The 15,559-nt window shown below is 71.6% G+C and carries 14 protein-coding genes; 1 reads left to right on the forward strand and 13 read right to left on the reverse strand.

The annotated features are described in order from the left end of the window. From VGD70_RS11510 to VGD70_RS11570, 13 genes are all read right to left on the reverse strand, one after another. Window positions 1-149 (reverse strand): shikimate kinase (locus VGD70_RS11510; protein WP_331080952.1); only part of this gene is annotated, 149 nt, incomplete at its 3' end. An 83-nt stretch (window positions 150-232) separates the two neighbouring features. Next, complete coding sequence (locus VGD70_RS11515; RefSeq protein ID WP_331080905.1) at window positions 233-991, reverse strand: hypothetical protein; 759 nt, start codon at window positions 989-991, stop codon at window positions 233-235. Further along, window positions 988-1,986 (reverse strand): hypothetical protein, encoded by a 999-nt coding sequence (locus VGD70_RS11520; protein ID WP_331080906.1) that lies wholly within the window; start codon window positions 1,984-1,986, stop codon window positions 988-990. The genes VGD70_RS11515 and VGD70_RS11520 overlap by 4 nt, the downstream gene beginning before the upstream one ends. After that, window positions 1,979-2,290, reverse strand: coding sequence for a type VII secretion target (locus tag VGD70_RS11525; RefSeq protein ID WP_331080908.1), 312 nt, complete (start codon window positions 2,288-2,290; stop codon window positions 1,979-1,981). Before VGD70_RS11525 ends, VGD70_RS11520 begins: the two co-directional genes overlap by 8 nt. After that, window positions 2,287-2,724, reverse strand: coding sequence for a YbaB/EbfC family nucleoid-associated protein (locus VGD70_RS11530; RefSeq protein ID WP_331080910.1), 438 nt, complete (start codon window positions 2,722-2,724; stop codon window positions 2,287-2,289). The genes VGD70_RS11525 and VGD70_RS11530 overlap by 4 nt, the downstream gene beginning before the upstream one ends. A 12-nt stretch (window positions 2,725-2,736) precedes the next feature. Beyond that, a complete protein-coding gene (locus tag VGD70_RS11535; protein ID WP_331080912.1) occupies window positions 2,737-2,967 on the reverse strand; it encodes a hypothetical protein in 231 nt (76 codons plus the stop codon). 76 nt (window positions 2,968-3,043) lie between these two features. After that, window positions 3,044-6,073, reverse strand: a complete 3,030-nt coding sequence (locus VGD70_RS11540) for an MGH1-like glycoside hydrolase domain-containing protein (RefSeq protein WP_331080914.1) — start codon at window positions 6,071-6,073, stop codon at window positions 3,044-3,046. A 4-nt stretch (window positions 6,074-6,077) separates the two neighbouring features. Beyond that, window positions 6,078-8,573, reverse strand: a complete 2,496-nt coding sequence (locus VGD70_RS11545) for a LamG-like jellyroll fold domain-containing protein (RefSeq protein WP_414637942.1) — start codon at window positions 8,571-8,573, stop codon at window positions 6,078-6,080. A gap of 39 nt (window positions 8,574-8,612) precedes the next feature. Next, window positions 8,613-9,581 carry an ABC transporter permease gene (locus VGD70_RS11550; protein ID WP_331080956.1) on the reverse strand — a complete coding sequence of 323 codons (969 nt, stop codon included), beginning with the start codon at window positions 9,579-9,581 and terminating at the stop codon, window positions 8,613-8,615. Window positions 9,582-9,634: 53 nt separating this feature from the next. Continuing rightward, complete coding sequence (locus VGD70_RS11555) at window positions 9,635-10,600, reverse strand: ABC transporter permease (RefSeq protein ID WP_331080916.1); 966 nt, start codon at window positions 10,598-10,600, stop codon at window positions 9,635-9,637. Further along, the gene (locus VGD70_RS11560) at window positions 10,593-12,134 is read right to left on the reverse strand and encodes a sugar ABC transporter ATP-binding protein (RefSeq protein WP_331080917.1); all 1,542 of its coding nucleotides are present in this window, start codon (window positions 12,132-12,134) and stop codon (window positions 10,593-10,595) included. Before VGD70_RS11560 ends, VGD70_RS11555 begins: the two co-directional genes overlap by 8 nt. 21 nt (window positions 12,135-12,155) lie before the next feature. Beyond that, window positions 12,156-13,241 carry an ABC transporter substrate-binding protein gene (locus tag VGD70_RS11565; protein ID WP_331080919.1) on the reverse strand — a complete coding sequence of 362 codons (1,086 nt, stop codon included), beginning with the start codon at window positions 13,239-13,241 and terminating at the stop codon, window positions 12,156-12,158. A 148-nt stretch (window positions 13,242-13,389) separates the two neighbouring features. Beyond that, the gene (locus tag VGD70_RS11570) at window positions 13,390-14,196 is read right to left on the reverse strand and encodes a DeoR/GlpR family DNA-binding transcription regulator (protein WP_331080921.1); all 807 of its coding nucleotides are present in this window, start codon (window positions 14,194-14,196) and stop codon (window positions 13,390-13,392) included. A 122-nt stretch (window positions 14,197-14,318) separates the two neighbouring features. Between VGD70_RS11570 and VGD70_RS11575 the strand changes: the two genes are divergently transcribed. Beyond that, window positions 14,319-15,557, forward strand: coding sequence for a sugar ABC transporter substrate-binding protein (locus VGD70_RS11575; protein WP_331080923.1), 1,239 nt, complete (start codon window positions 14,319-14,321; stop codon window positions 15,555-15,557). The last annotated feature ends 2 nt before the right edge of the window (window positions 15,558-15,559 follow it).

A 15,559-nucleotide genomic window follows, 5' to 3' on the forward strand; every position in this document is an offset into this window, starting at 1 on the left:
TCCAGCGGGTGGCCGGCGGCCATCTTGGCGACGTTGGCCGCGCTGTGGAAGCTGTCCGCGTCGGCGTACGGCACGCCGAGCTCGCGGGCCAGCGCCTCACCGACGGTGGACTTCCCCGACCCGGTCACCCCCATGACGACGACGAGCATGCGTCCACGTTAGTGCTCCGCCAGGGTTCGGCACGTTTCCCGGCGGCCCGGTCGACCGCTGGCCGCGTTGTCGGAACGAAGCCCTAGGCACTGGCCTCGTCGTCGAGCAGCGGCCGCGCGGCGTCGACCCGGCGCTGGATGACCTCGACGGCCTCCTCGTCCTGGTCGGTGGGGAAGACCCAGTCCCCGGTGGGCGTGGTGAACCGCACCGCGGCACCCGGGGTGAGCCGCACGCTCTTGGCCTCCTTGCCCGGGAACTCCTGCTTCCCCTCGATGGCGATGCGGTGCGGCCCGACCCAGGAGACGTCCTCCAGCGGGAACCGGCCGCCCAGGACCGCGATCTCGATGGTCCCGACCCGCAGCACGGTCGAGCGCTCCCCGCGCGCGGGGAAGGGAACCTCGATGGGCAGGTCGGCGAGGTCGGTGCTGAACGGCTGCAGCACGACCGCCCGCGCGTACCGGCCGGGCAGCCAGCCGAGATAGAACCCCGCGACCGTGCCGACGAGCATCAGCAGGCCGACGACCGGCAGCGGAAGGTCGCGGACGTACGCCGCGGCCGTCATACCGGTGAAGAACCCGGCGAACGCCCCGAACGCGCCGGCGCCGCCGGGCCAGTTGTGTGGCGCGTCGGCCCGGAACAGCGCGCCGACGACCGCGGCGGCGAGGATGATCCCTGGCCAGCCGGCGTAGGCGACGCTGATCCGCTGGGCGACCTCAGCCCGGCCCTGGCTCGCCATCACGAGGAGCAGGACCATGGTGAGCCCCAACGCCGGCGGCACCGCGTAGGCGAGGACGGCGAACGTCCGGCCCCTGCTCAGCCGGGCCCGCAGCTCGTCGGTCATGAGTACAGGTCTCCCCGCTTGGTCCACCAGTCCTCGGTCTCGTACGGCCCCGGCTCGCCGCGCCACCGCTCGCGCACCTTCTCGCGCTGCTGGTACCCGTCGTCGACCAGCGTGCCGTGCTTGTCCTTGGCCTTCTGGGCGTCGGCCTCGTCGGTGGTGGCGGTCTGCGTGGTGCTGACCTTGGCCTTCTCGCGGGCGACGTCCAGCCCCAGCTTCGGCACCGCCGGCAGCGCGCCGTCGAGGACGTCCACGAGCTCGCCCGGCGTGATCTTCGGGGTGAGGAGCGTGTCGAGGCGGTCGGCGAGCTTCTTGAGGTTGCCGCTGATCAGCTTGAGCGAGCCCACGAGCTCGTCGAGCTTGCCGGCGATGCGCCGCACCAGGTTGCTGACGCGGATCATCGTGTCGGCCAGGAACTCGGCCGCGGTCGCCCCGAACGTGAGCGGCGCGAACGCGAACTTGGCCACGGCCTTCTCCAGCAGGTCCCAGACGAACCCGGCGATCATGTCGCGGATGACGCCGCGGATGCCGGCGATCCAGGTACCGGCCTGCGCGGTGAGCTCGGCGATCTCGGTGCAGGTCATGCCCGCACCGCGGATCTGCAGCTCCCGCTGGCCCATCGCCTCGGTGAACGCCGGCACCGAGGACGAGCCGCCGTTGACGTAGGTGGGGATCTCCTTGCCCAGCGCGGCCTTCTGCCGGTCCGCGATCTCGTCGAGGTTGATCGCGGTGTCGTTCCACTGCTGGACGGCGTTCTGCACGACGTCCGGGTTGCCGACGGTGAAGTCGAGCGGCGCGCGCAGGATCGCGATGTGGTCGATGATCCAGCCGATGACCGAGGAGCCGAGCGTGTCGATCGGGTTGGCGAGCGCGCCCAGCAGGTCCAGCCCCACGGCGACGCCGTTGAGGACCATGCTGTCGCCGTCGGCGGCGCCGAAGGACTGGCCGAGCTCGTAGAGGGACTCGGCGGGGCCGGCTCCGGACAGCTGGTCAACCATGCGTGTCACCCCCGAACCGCTGGACCTGGTTCTGCTCGTTGTCGTCGTACCAGGTGGCCGCGTCGCCGACCGCGGTGGCGTCCATGCCGACGTTCTTGCCCAGCAGCATCAGCCCCTCGGCGGCCCGGTTGGCCGCCGCGCGGGCGTCGTCGACGAACAGCTGCGCGATGATCCCGAAGGAGAAGACGCCGTAGTCGATCGCGCCGACCTTGTCCGACGCGGCGAGGATCTCGTCGGACCTGCCGTGCATGCCGCCGGCGAACGTGCGCAGCTCGCCCGTGTCGACCTCGGTCCCGCCGGTCACTGCTGGCGCCCCGGTCGCTTGCGCAGCACGGCGCCGTACTCCGCCTCGGGATCGCGCTCGACGCGGCCGTCCGGCTCGGGCGTGGGCATGAACTGGCGCAGGAAGTCCATTGTGGACTCATCGCCGAGCTGGCGCACCGACGCCTCCACCCGGGCGGAGGCCTGGCGCTGCGCCTCGTGGACGGTGCGCATGACGAGCGGGCCGAGCTCGTCGGGCGTGAGGCCGGATGCCTTGGCGGAGAAGGAGATGTCCTGCAGCGCGCCGGTCGGGGAGAGGGTGACCGTGACCGCGCCGTCGGCGGAGGAGGCGGTGGCCGTGGCCGCCGTGATCTCCTCGCGCAGGCGGCCGGCCTTGGCGGCCAGGCCGTCGGCCTGCTGGCGCAGGGTTTGCAGCATGGACTCAGGCTCCATGCCGGCGAAGGGGTTCGGTTGCATGGTGTCCTTCCGTCAGGCCTTGGTGAGCAGTTCGTCGAGCTGGCGGGTGATCGCCTGCTCGGTGCCGGGGAGCAGGGTCACCCAGTCCTTCTTCCTGGTGACGTTCCGCAGCCAGGCCTCAACCTGGTCCCGCTGGTCCTCGAAGCCTTGCTTGAGCTGGACGAGCTTGTCCGGCGACACGGTCATGCCCGGCCGCTGCCCGGACCCCTCGTCCGCACCGGTGTCGAAGAACACGGTGCTCATCCCCCCTCGCCCCACACGCCCTTCATGCAGGCTAGCGCACCTGCGTGACGTTCCGTGGCGAGACGGGCGACCTGGGTCACCGGTTCCGCGGCTGGCCCGATCGGTCCAGCCGCTCGGGCTTCGCTTCCGGCGGAGCTGGCGGAACCTGGCGCGACCTCCCCTCGACGTCGGCCAGCGAGATGGTCCCGGACGTGCCGCGGAGGCCGAAGCCGTAGCGGTACTCGCCGGTGAGCACGGTGCCGATCGTGTTCGTGCGCAACGGTTTCCACGCGCCACCGGTGAACGCGTAGGACGTGATCGTGTCGCCGGCGACGGTGAGGGCGAAGCGGTCGCCGGGTGCGAGGGTCAAGGGCGCGTCGCCCGGGGTGTCCAGGAAGGACCCGTTGACCCGGACGTTGATACCCGACCGCTTGCGCGTGTTGTTGTACCAGGCCGTCACGTAGTTGTCGGCATCCTTGACCCAGCCCACGAACACGCTGTCCTCCGGCGCGCCCGTCCCGGCCAGCGCGCCGATCGTCACGGCCGTGAACGCGTCGGCCGAGCGGACCGGAGCGGGGCCGGCCACCACGGTGAAGAACGGGTCGGCCGAGGTCGCCGTGAGGAGCCCGTCGCCCGTGGTCAGGGTCGGCACGCGCTCGCCCGGGTTCGGCTGGTGCGGCACGTAGGACCCGGCCGTGTCGAAGGAGTCGCTCAGGTCCACCGACGGGTAGGCGAGCGGGTCCAGCGGCACGGTGAACGACGCGTACGGGCTCGCCGCCCCACCGCCGGCGAACGTCGTGAACGCGCGGACCGGGTAGCGGTCGGGCCGCACACCGGGCGGCGGCGTGACCGTCCACCTGGTACCGAACCGGCCGCCGGGGCGGACGACGTGGGCCGACGCCGGGCTCGTGGCCCGCACCGACCAGCCCGGCGGCACGGCCAGCGTCGTGCGCACGCCGGTCACCGCGCGGCCGGTGTCGTTCACGTACGTGGTCGTGAAGTCCGGCGCGACGGACACCGTGCCGGTCGGGAAAGACCACGCGCCAAGTTCCGTCACGCCGACCTTCGCGCCGGGCGGGTTGGTGAACACCACGCGGATCTTCGACGTCACGACCGCGGGGAAGGTGATGTGGTTCAACGCGTTCCCCGCCGGCACCTCGGGCCGGCGGCGTTGCTCGGGGACCGGCTGCCAGGTCGAGCCGTCCCACGTCTGCACCGAGTAGGCCGCGGGTGTCTTGACCCCACCGCCGTCGTCGTACAGGTACATCCGCACGTCGCTCACCGGCGTGGGCACGCCGAAGTCCACCCCGAGGTGGTCCGAGGCGTTGGGGGAGTTGTAGTTCGTCCACCGGCTGTGCGGGATGTCGTCGTAGTAGATCCGCCCGTCCACCGCATCCCACGTGCTGTCGATCGCGTTGGTGTAGGACGCGAACGGCCGCGGGTAGCCCGTGCCGTTCGGGTTCGCCGCGTCGTCGACCGGTGCCGCCGTGGCCACCTGCGCGGTGCCGACCCGGAGCGTCACCGGGCCGAGCGAGGCGCGGCGCGCGACCGGGCGGCCGTCAACGAACACCTGCAGCCCGGCGCCCTGGTGGTACCGCGACCCGTCCCGGTCCCACAGCACGGTCACGTTGTGGCCGCGGTAGGGCGTGTTCTCGAGCGCGAAGTAGTCCCAGGACGGCGGCACCAGCGGGTTCACCACCAGCCGGTCGTCCGCGGAAGGCCGCAGCCCGACCAGCCCGTTGATCACCAGGTCGGTGAACGTCGAGTGGTTGTAGTGCTCGCTGTGCCCGCGGCTGTCGTAGATCCACCGGTCCTCGTCCGGGTGATGCGCCTCCGCCACATAGGGCACCCCGCCCTTGTACTGCGTCAGCGCATAGTCACGCAGCAACGCGTAGTAGTCCGCTGTGGACACCGAGGCCGGCGAGCGCGCGTTCAGCAGGTTCGCGAGTCCGGTCAGCGTCTGCGAGGTCGAGTACGGCCAGCTCGGCCCGTTCCACCGGCAGCACCCGGCGAGCGCGTCGCGCATGAACCACGGCGACCGGCGCTCCACAGTGGTCGGACCGTACGGCGCGGCGAACCCCGCCGGGTCCGTCAACGAAGCCCACGCCGCGTCGGTGGACGGCTCGGCCAGGTCGAACATCCACGGCACGAACCCGATCTCCTCACGCGAGGACACCAGTCCCTCCGCGGGATCCAGATCCGCACGCGCCTTGTGGTAGAAGAACTGCCGCGCCGGGTCCCACAGGTGCCGGTACATCGCGTCCCGCAACGCCGACGCGCGCTGGTCGAACGATGCGGCCAGCCGCGAGTCACCGGCGAGCCGGGCGATCGCGGCAATGGAACGCGCGTCCCCGTACTGGTAGGCGTTCAGCGTCGGCCGGTAGCCGGCGCCGCCGTGGTACGGGTCGGCGGGGTCGGTCTCGTACGACGACGCGGTGAACTCCATCGCGTCCCACACCGGCACCGACCAGTACAGGCCGAGCCGCGGGTTGAACTGGTGGCCCCACTTGTCGTACTGCCGCACCAGGTCCGGCAGCAGCGCCGTCACGAACGTGCGGTCGCCGGTGACCAGGTAACGCTGGTACGCGGCGGTCGCGGCCCAGAAGCTGTACTGGTGGGCCCAGTCGTCGGTGTCCTTGTTGAGGTAGTCCTCCTTCGGCTTGGGTCCCGCACCCGGACCCTGCAGCCAGTACCGCAGGTAGTCGTCGAGCGGTCGGCGGTCCCGCAGCCAGCGGCCCTCGGCGATGTGGTGCCCGGCCGCCGCCACGATCCCGCCCAGCGGTGCCGAGTAGCCCGGCGGGTTGTGGAACTCCGTCACGAGGTAGCCGGAGGCCTGGTCGGTGTAGCGCAGGTGCCGCTTGTAGGTGCTCCACCGGTAGTAGTAGACGTCCTGGATGGACCGGTCGGGCACCTCCAGGAACGGGATGTTCGCCTTGTACCACTCGGGTTCGGCGAACCCCCGCAGCAGCGCGTCGTGGTCGAGCACGGCGGTGCCGCTGCCGACGGACGGGTACGGCTCGGCCGGTGTCGCTGAGCCGGCCGGGCCGGCCGTGGCGCTCGAGGGCACCACGACCGGCACGACCGTCGTCACCAGCACCGCCGCGAGCGCGAGCGCGATGCGGCGCACGGCGCTACCGCCCGGACCCGTACAGCGAGGCCACCTCGGCGTCGGGCAGCGCCCGGTCGTACACGTGCACCTGGTCGATCGCGCCGCGCCAGTAGTCGACCGGGTTGCCGCCGAACTTGGCCCGCCCGATCACCGTGTTGCCGCGCGCGTCACTGCCCACGCACGCGGTCTGCTGCCCGGCGAGCTGGCCGTCCACATAGAGCTTCAGCGTGCCCGACACCACGTCCCGGACGCCGACCAGGTGGTACCAGCGGCCCGGCTGCGGCGCGGCCGGCGCGAGGGCCCGGACCCCGACGAAGCTGAACGCGAACCGGTTGTCCGCCCCCGAGTACTGCAGGAAGAACCCGCTGTCCGCGCTACCGTCCTGGCTGACGGCGGTGGCGAACCCGCCGAGGCTGTCGAGCTTGACCCACGCGGCCACCGAGTAGTTGCCCTTGGTGTCGAGCAACGCCGTGCCGGTGTCCACCTGGGCCGTGCCGGCGAACTGGAGCGCCTGGCCGTCGTGCCCCGCCGTCCACGTGGGACCGTCGACCAGCGTGGCGTTCCGGCCGCCGACCGCGTCCGCGGTGGTCGTGCCGGAGCCCTCGCTGAACGGGTAGTAGTGGATGCCGTCCGGACCGGGCGTGCCGGGCGGGGGCGGCTGGGTGCCGCCGCCGGAGCCGTCGGCGCCCGCGATGATCTCCTGGTTGACGGCCCGCACCTGCGCGAAGTCCATCTTCTCGACCTGCCGGTCGTAGGTGAAGAAGCCGTTGACCTCGTGCTCCACGTCGGTGATCTGGGTGTAGATCGCCGCGGAGATCCCGCAGCTCTGCGCGGACTTCAGCACGTCGCGCTGGTTCTCGACGTAGCGGCGGGTGAGCGTGGCCGAGTCCGGCGTCATCTCGTAGGCGTGGCCGTCGCCGAACCACATGTGGTCCTTGACCTCCAGGCCGAACCCGCCGTGTTCGCCGTCCACCGCCACCCGGTGCGCGTCCGGCACCGGCTGCGCCGGCCCGACGTAGGCGTGGTGGTCGAGGATGTCGCCGCGGCCCGAGTCACCCTTGGAGGCACAGCAGTTCACCCCGCTGTGCGCGTTGACGAGCCGGCTCGGGTCCTGCGCCTTCACCTCGTCGGCGATGCGCCCGGTGGCCCCGCGGTCCCACTCGCCCCAGCCCTCGTTGAACGGCACCCAGGCCACGACCGACGTCCAGCTCTTGTGCTGGTCCACCATGGTGTGCAGCTCGGCCTCGAACTGGGTCTGCGCGTACTTCGGCGGGAGCTCGTTGGTCGTCTTCATCGCCGGCATGTCCTGCCACACCAGCAGTCCCAGGTGGTCGGCGTGGTAGAACCAGCGGTCCGGCTCGACCTTGATGTGCTTGCGGACCGCGTTGAAGCCCATCACCTTGTGCTGCTCGAGGTCGAACCGCAGCGCCTCGTCGGTGGGCGCGGTGTGGATGCCGTCGGGCCAGAAGCCCTGGTCGAGCGTGGCCATCTGGAAGACGATCTTGCCGTTGAGCGTCATCCGGAGCTTGCCGTCGGCGCCGGGCTTCATGCCGATCTCGCGCATGCCGAAGTAGGAGCCGACCTGGTCGACCGTCCTCTTGCGACTGTCGAGCAGGGACACCTTGAGGTTGTAGAGGAACGGCGAGTCCGGCGACCACAGCTTGGCCTGCGGCACCGGCAGGCGCAGCGGGCTGTTCGCCGGCCCACGGACCCGGCCGACCTCACGCTGCCCGTCGTAGGCGACGGCCTCGACCGTGGCCGCGCCACCCTCGGTGCGGGCGGTCACCGCCAGGCTGCCGTCGGCCAGGTGCGGGGTCGTGTCGAGCTGGGTGATGTGCTTGGGCGCCACCGGTTCCAGCCACACGGTCTGCCAGATGCCCGAGCTGGCGGTGTAGAAGATGCCGCGGTCGGGGGTGCGGCGCTGCTTGCCCACCGGCTGCCAGGTGGCGTCGGTGAGGTCCTCGACGCCGACGATGACCTCCTGCGGCCCGCGCTTGGTCAGCGCGTCGGTGATGTCCGCGCTGAACTTGTCGTAGCCGCCCTTGTGCGCGGCCACGAGCTTGCCGTTGACCCACACCTTGGCGTCGTAGTCCACCGCGCCGAAGTTGAGCATGAGCCGGTCGCCGCGCCAGCGGGACGGCACCTCGAACGTGCGCCGGTACCACATCCGGTCCTCGCTGCGCTGGATCCCGGACAGGGCCGACTCGATCGGGTACGGCACGAGGATCCGCTCGCCGAGCGTCTGACCGACCGGCGGCGTGCCGAGCGACCCGGCCGCGGCGAACTCCCACACCCCGTTGAGGTTCTGCCAGCGGTCGCGGGTGAGCTGTGGCCTGGGGTACTCGGGTAAGGCGTTGTCCGGTCCCACCTGGGCGGTCCACGGCGTGGCCAGCGGCGGGGTGCCGGGCTGCCACACCGGGTCGGCGGTCGCGGGCGCGGACATCGCGGGTATCAGTGCCACGGTAGTGACAGTAGCCGCGAGCGCGCCGAGCACTCTTCGTCGAACGGGGGTCCTCATGGCAGGGTCGACCTCCTCCAAAATGGGTGGAACCGGGAGCTACCGCCTCCCACCACGCAGGTAGGCGCGGCTCAGATAGGCCTGTACGGCCACCACGACGGCCAGGAACGCACCACTGACCACGGACTGGTAGTGCGGGTTCAGCGTGCCGATCTGGTTGATCACGTTCTGGATGACGCGCAGCAGCAACACGCCGGCGAGCGTCCCGCCGACCGTGCCGGCGCCGCCGGTGAGCAGGGTCCCGCCGATCACCACGGCCGCGATCGCCTCCAGCTCGAGGCCCTCGCCGACGATCGTCACGCCGGAGGCCGAGTAGGCCGCGGCGAGCGCGCCGGCCAGGCCCGCGGTGAGGCCGCTGACCAGGTAGAGCAGCATCGTGTTGCGCGCGACCGGCAGGCCCATCAGGGTCGCCGCCTCCCGGCTGCCGCCGATGGCGAGCGTGGCGTGGCCGAACCTGGTGCGCTGCAACACGACCACGCCGGCCGCGAACAGCGCGAGCGTGATCCACACCGGGATGCCCAGGCCCAGGAACGTGCCCTGGCCGACCCGGGTGAGCCAGTCGTCGCGGGCCATCAGCCGGGTCGTCGAGCCCTCGTCGGTGATCGCGAGCAGCAGCCCGCGCGCGCCGAGCAGGGTGGCGAGCGTGACGATGAACGGTGCCAGCCGGCCGTAGGCCACGAGCGCGCCGTTCAGCAGCCCGATCGCCCCGCACACCGCCAGCGGCAGCAGCAGTCCGACGAGCCCGCCCCACTGGTTCCCGTACGCGGCAAGGACTCCGCCGAGCGCGTACACCGAGCCGACGGACAGGTCGATGCCGCCCGAGATGATCACGAAGGTCATGCCGAGCGCGACGATCGCGAGGAACGAGCTCTGGATCGCGATGTTCTGCGCGTTGCCGAGCGTGGGGAAGCTGTCGAACGCGACCGACGCGACGACCACCACCAGCGCGAGCACCACGACCGAGCCGCGCCGCTGCACGAGTGCCGCGAGCCATTCCTTGCGGGTCATCCCGCCGGTGGCCGGCGAGCCGTCCTCGACCGTGTGTGCCTGCTTGATCGCGGTCACTGGCCACCACCCGAACGGGAACGCTGCAGGTACATCGCGACCACGATGATCGCCGCCTGGACGATCTGCGCGGTGGAGTCCGGCAGGTTGTGCTTGATCAGCGTCGCGGTGATCAGCTGCATCAGCAGCGCGCCCGCGACCGTGCCGAGGATGCGCACCCGGCCGCCGGACAGCGGCGTGCCGCCGACCACGACCGCGGTGATCGCGGACAGCTCGTAGAGGTTGCCGATCGCCGACGGGTCGGACGCGGTGAGCCGGGCGGTCGCGACGATCCCGGCGACCGCGGCCAGCACCCCGCTCAGCACGTAGGTGAGCATCAGCACCCGGCGCACCGGCAGCCCGGCCAGCGCGCTCGCCGACCGGTTGCCGCCGACCGCGACCAGCTGCCTGCCGAACGTCGTGTACCGCACCAGCAACCACACCAGCCCGGCGAGGAGTGCGGCGATCCACACGACGACCGGGATGCCGAGCACCTTGCCGGAGCCCAGGTCCAGCAGCTCGGGGTTGCGGATGTCCTTGAGCTGCCCGTCGGCGAACACCAGCGCGAGCCCGCGCCCGCCGACCAGCAGCGCGAGCGTCGCGACGATCGGCTGGATGCCGACGACCGCGACGAGGGTCCCGTTGGCGAGCCCGCACAACGCGCCCGCGACCAGCGCCAGCCCGATCGCCGGCAGGATCCCGTAGCCCAGGTACAGCGGCAGGATCGCGGCGGCGATGGCCATCACCGAGCCGACCGACAGGTCCACGCCCTCGGTGCCGATCACGAGCGCCATGCCCAGCGCGACGATCAGCACCGGCGCGACCTGCACGAGCTGGGTGTTCAGGTTCGCGACGGTGGCGAAGTTCGTGGTGAACGCGAGGTTGTAGGCGACGAGCACGGCGATCGCCGCGTAGACCCCGTTGTCCCGCAGCCACGCCCGGGTCCCGGTGGTGCGCCGTGGCGCGGTGATGGTGCTATCCATCGCTTTCCTCCGCCAGCGCCGCGAGCAGGGCCGCCTCGGTGACCTCGTCGCCCTCCAGCCGGGTGACGACCTTTCCCTCCCGCAGCACGACGATCGCGTCCGAGCCCTCGATGACCTCGTCGAACTCCGAGGAGATCAGCACGACGCCGAGGCCGTCCGCGGCGAGCTCGTCGACCAGCGCCTGGACCTCGGCCTTGGCACCGACGTCGATGCCGCGGGTCGGCTCGTCCAGCAGCAGCACCTTGGGCTGCATGCACAGCAGGCGCGCGAGCAGGACCTTCTGCTGGTTGCCGCCGGAGAGCTCGCCGACGCGCTGGTCCGGGCTCGCCGCCTTGATCCGCAGCCGGCGCATGAACGTGTCCACGATGGAGTCCTGCCGCCGCCGCGACACCAGCCCGGCGGCGGAGAGCCGGGGGAGCGCGGCCAGCACGATGTTCTCCCGCACCGAGAGCTCCGGCAGGATGCCGTCGGCCTTGCGGTCCTCGGGCAGCATCACCACGCCGGCCCGCATCGCCGCGGCCACCGAACCGGTGCGCAGCCGCCTGCCGTCCACGAGGATGTCGCCGGCGTCGAGCGGCAGCGCGCCGGCGATGGCCATCGCGGTCTCGCTGCGGCCGGCGCCCAGCAGCCCGCCGAGTCCGACGATCTCGCCGGGCCGGACGGTGACGTCCACGCCGTGGAGCCGGTGCTTGGCGGTGAGGCCGACGGCCTCGAGCACGGGTGCGGTCTCGGCCGCGGTGTGCTCGCCCTCGAACTTGGTGGCGCCCTCGCGGCGGACCTCCTCGAGGTCGCGGCCGAGCATCATGGCCACCAACCGCAGCCGCGGCAGGTCGGCGAGCGGGCCGGTGTGCACGAGCCTGCCGTCGCGCAGCACGGTCACCCGGTCGCAGATCCGGTACAGCTCGTCGAGTCGGTGGCTGACGTACAGCACGGCGACGCCGTCCGCCCGCAGCCGCTCGATGATCGCGAACAGCGTGTCGACCTCGCGCGGCTCCAGCGACGACGTCGGCTCGTCGAGGATCACCACGCGGGCCTTCGTGTCGGCCGCCCGCGCCACCGCGACCATCTGCTGCACGCCCATGCCGAGCGTGCGCAGCGGCCGGGTGACGTCGACGGGCACGCCGTAGGAGTCCAGCAGCGCCTGGGCCGCCCGGTTCATCGCCCGGAAGTCGACCAGGCCGAACCGGGTCCTCGGCTCGCGGCCGAGGTAGAGATTGCTCGCCACCGACTGCAGCGGCACCAGGTTGACCTCCTGGTACACGGTGCTGATGCCGGCAGCCTGCGCGTCCAGCGGCCGGGCGAAGTGGACCCGCCGGCCGGCGTGGTCGAGGGTCCCGTCGTCCGGCGCGTACACGCCGGTGAGCACCTTGATCAGGGTCGACTTCCCCGCGCCGTTCTCCCCGACCAGGGCGTGCACCTCACCGGCGTGCAGCTTCAGGTCCACATCGGACAACGCGACGACACCGGGGAACCGCTTGCCGACCGCGGTGGCGATGAGCACCGCCTCGCCGCCGGCCACTGTGCTGGCGTCCATGGGCCTGCGCCGTCCCGGCCGTCAGTACGCGTTCGCGACCTCGCCGCCGGCGTTGTCCTGGCCGTAGAGCTTGTCGCTGATCACGACGTTCTGCGACACCGGCTCGCCGGACAGGAACTTCTGCAGCGTCTCGAACGCCAGCGGGCCGAACCGCGGGTTCGACTCGACCACCGCGTACATCTCGCCGTCGACGATCTTCTGCACGGCGTTGCGGGTGCCGTCGATCGACACGACCTGCACGTCGGTGCCCGGGGCCTTGCCCGCGCTCTTCAACGCGACCAGCGCGCCGAGGGCCATCTCGTCGTTCTCCGCGTAGACGCCGTTGATGTCGGGCTGGGCCTGGATGATCTGCTCCATGACCTGCTGGCCCTTGTCCCGGGCGAACTCACCGGTCTGCTGCGCCACGATCTTGATGTCGGGCGCGATCGAGGCCAGCTCGTCGACGAAGCCCTTGGTGCGGTCGGTGGTCACGTTGTTGCCGGACGCGCCGAGCAGGATCGCCACCTTGCCCTTGTTGCTCAGCGCCTTGGCCATCTCCTGCGCGGCCCGCTTGCCCTGCTCGACGAAGTTGGAGCCGAGGAAGGCCACGTAGTCCTTGCAGGCCTGCGAGTTGACCTTGCGGTCGATCGTGAGCACGGGGATGTTCTTGGCGCGCGCGGCATCCAGCGCCGGCTCCAGCCCGTCGGAGTTCAGCGGCGCGACGACCAGCGCCTGCGCACCCTTGTTGATCATGTCCTGGATGTCCGAGATCTGCTTGCTCAGCTGGGAGTTCGCGTTCGTGGTGAGCAGCTGCTTGACGCCGACGCTGTTCGCCTCGTCCTTGATCGACTGGGTCTCGGCGATCCGGAACGGGTTGGCCTCCTTCTCCGACTGGGAGAAGCCGACGATCGCGTTCTTGAGGTCGATCTTGGTGGCGCCGTACTGGTCGAGCGTGCAGGTGGCGCCCGCGCCGCTCGGCGTCTCCGCCACCTGGGCGCCGCCGGTGCCCTGGGTCGAGCCACCACCGCCGCTGTTCTCGGACTTGGTGCACGCGCTCAGCGCGAGCGCCGCGCACAGGGCGGCGGCGCCGGCGAGGCGGACGGGGCGAAGGGAACGGAAGGCCGCCATTGGCTCACTCCTGGCCGATCACGGAGGTCGCTCCCGGAGCGGCAACCTCGCCGATCAAATTCAGTCACAACCGAAACTTATCTGTCAAGACTGGGCATGAATTTCCGACAAGTTCGATCAGAGCTTGAACAAACTCACCGCGCTCCGCTCAGCCGGAGCGGCGGACCGCCTTGGGCCGCGGGGTGGCCGGCACGCCGGCCACGTGCACCTGGATGCCCTGCTCGCGCAAGGCGTCCAGCTCGCCGGGGTCGGCCTGGTCGTCGGTGACGAGGTGCTGGATGTCCTCGGCCGCGACGGTCTGCAGGAGCGCGTCGGTGCCGATCTTGGTGTGGTCGGCGAGCACGACCACCTCGTCGGCCGCCGCGGCCAGCGCCCGGTCGACGCCGGCGACCGCGAGGTTGGGGGTGGACAGGCCCCGGGTGGCGGTGAGGCCGTTGCCGGAGATGAACGCGCGGGTGCCCTGCACGGTGGCGAGGGCCTGCTCGGTGGTGCCGCCGACGAGCGCGTGGATCGAGCCGCGCAGCGAGCCGCCGGTGACGACGACGTCCACCCCGCGCGCGCCGACGAGACCCCCGGCCACCAGCAGCGAGTTGGTGACGACGGTGAGCTCGGTGTGCCGGGTGAGCCGCGCGGCGAAGGCCTTCGTGGTGGTGCCGGCACCGACGACGATCGCGTCGCCGTCGCTCACCAGCTCGGCGGCGAGCTTGGCGATGGCCGCCTTCGCGTCGGCCGCGACCAGTGACTTCTCCGAGTAGGACGGCTCGTGGGACAGGCCGCCGGGCAGCACCGCGCCGCCGTGGCGCCGGTCGAGGAGGCCCTGCGCCTCCAGCGCCCGCAGGTCGCGCCGGACCGTCACCTCGGAGGTCTGCACCTGGCGTGCCAGCTCCCGCAGGGAGATGGCGCCGCTCGAGCGCACGAGCTCGAGGATGCGCTGCCGTCGTTCCGCCGCGAACACGGTCCCGACAGTAACGGCTGGAGCGCGTCCGCCGGGTCACGGGCGATGCGGTTCGTGCTCCAGGTGGTTCCTGGCGGACGGGTCGCCTCGTACCATCTTCGCGCCAGTCCTCGGAGGTCACCATGACGTACAGCCGCCGCCGGCTGCTCCAGGCGCTGGGCCTGGGCGCCGCGGGTCTCGGCGCCTGCGCACCGGCGCCACGCGACGTCGACGACCCCGAGGCGACGTCGTTCTCCTTCGCGTCGTGGACGCTGAACGAGGAGGCCGGCAAGCCCGTGGTGCAGGGGCTGCTCGACAAGGCGTCGTCGCGCGACGGGCTGACGATCAACGGAATCCCCTACCCCTACAACGAGTATCTCGACCAGCTGACCCTGCGGGTCCGGGGCGGCAAGCTCGTCGGCGCCGCGCAGCTGGACATCGCGTGGCTCGGCGCGCTGGCGTCGCTCGGCACGCTGCGCGACCTCGGCCCGGCGGCGGCCGGCGGTGGCTACACGAGGACCGCGCTGGCCTCCGGGCAGTACGACGGGAAGCAGCTCGGCCTGCCGTGGACCACCGGGGCCATCGGGCTGGTGTCCAACAAGGACCTGCTGGAGCGCGCGGGGATCAGCGCGGCCCCACGGTCCATTGAGGACTTCGAGGCCGCGCTCACCGAGCTGCGGGGCCTCGGCGTGGTGCCCTACGCCGCGCAGCTCAAGGACATCGTCGTGTGGATGCAGACGTTCGGCTGCACGCTGCTCGAGGGCGACGAGGTGACGATCGGCGACGAGGCGTCGGTCGACGCGGTCACCTGGTACAAGAAGCTGTACGACCAGAAGCTGATCGCCCCCGGCGTCGGCCGGTTCGACGCGCGGGCCCTGTTCGGCCAGGGCCGCGCGGCGATCTACGACGACGCGATCGTGGGCAAGGGCGCGGTGGTGGCCGACTCCCCGGACAAGGAGCTGGCCGACAAGCTCGACCCGCTGGCCCGCCCGGTCCTCGCCCCGGGCGACTCCCCGCGGGCGCTGCTGTGGGGCCACGTGATCGTGGTGATCGAGGGCGCGGCGGCGAACACGGCGACGTCGCTCGCCCGGTGGCTGACCTCCGACGACGAGGCGACGTCGACGTTCTTCGAGAAGCTGGCCCTGCCCCCGGCGACCGAGCGCGGCCTGGCGTCGGACGCGATGGTGAGCGACCCGTACACGAAGGCCTTCAGCGAGCGGGTGACGGCGTCGGCGACGCCCAGCCCGTTCTGGAAGTTCCCCGCGTACGCCCGGATGGAGGCGGTGGTCGCCGAGCAGGTCCAGGCGGTGCTCATCGGCAGCGCCTCCCCGGCCGACGCCATGCGCACCGCCGGCCAAGGCGTGCAGGCCCTGATCACGTAGCC

The sequence above is a fragment of the Actinophytocola sp. genome, assembly GCF_036402745.1.
Classification (GTDB): Bacteria; Actinomycetota; Actinomycetes; order Mycobacteriales; family Pseudonocardiaceae; genus Actinophytocola.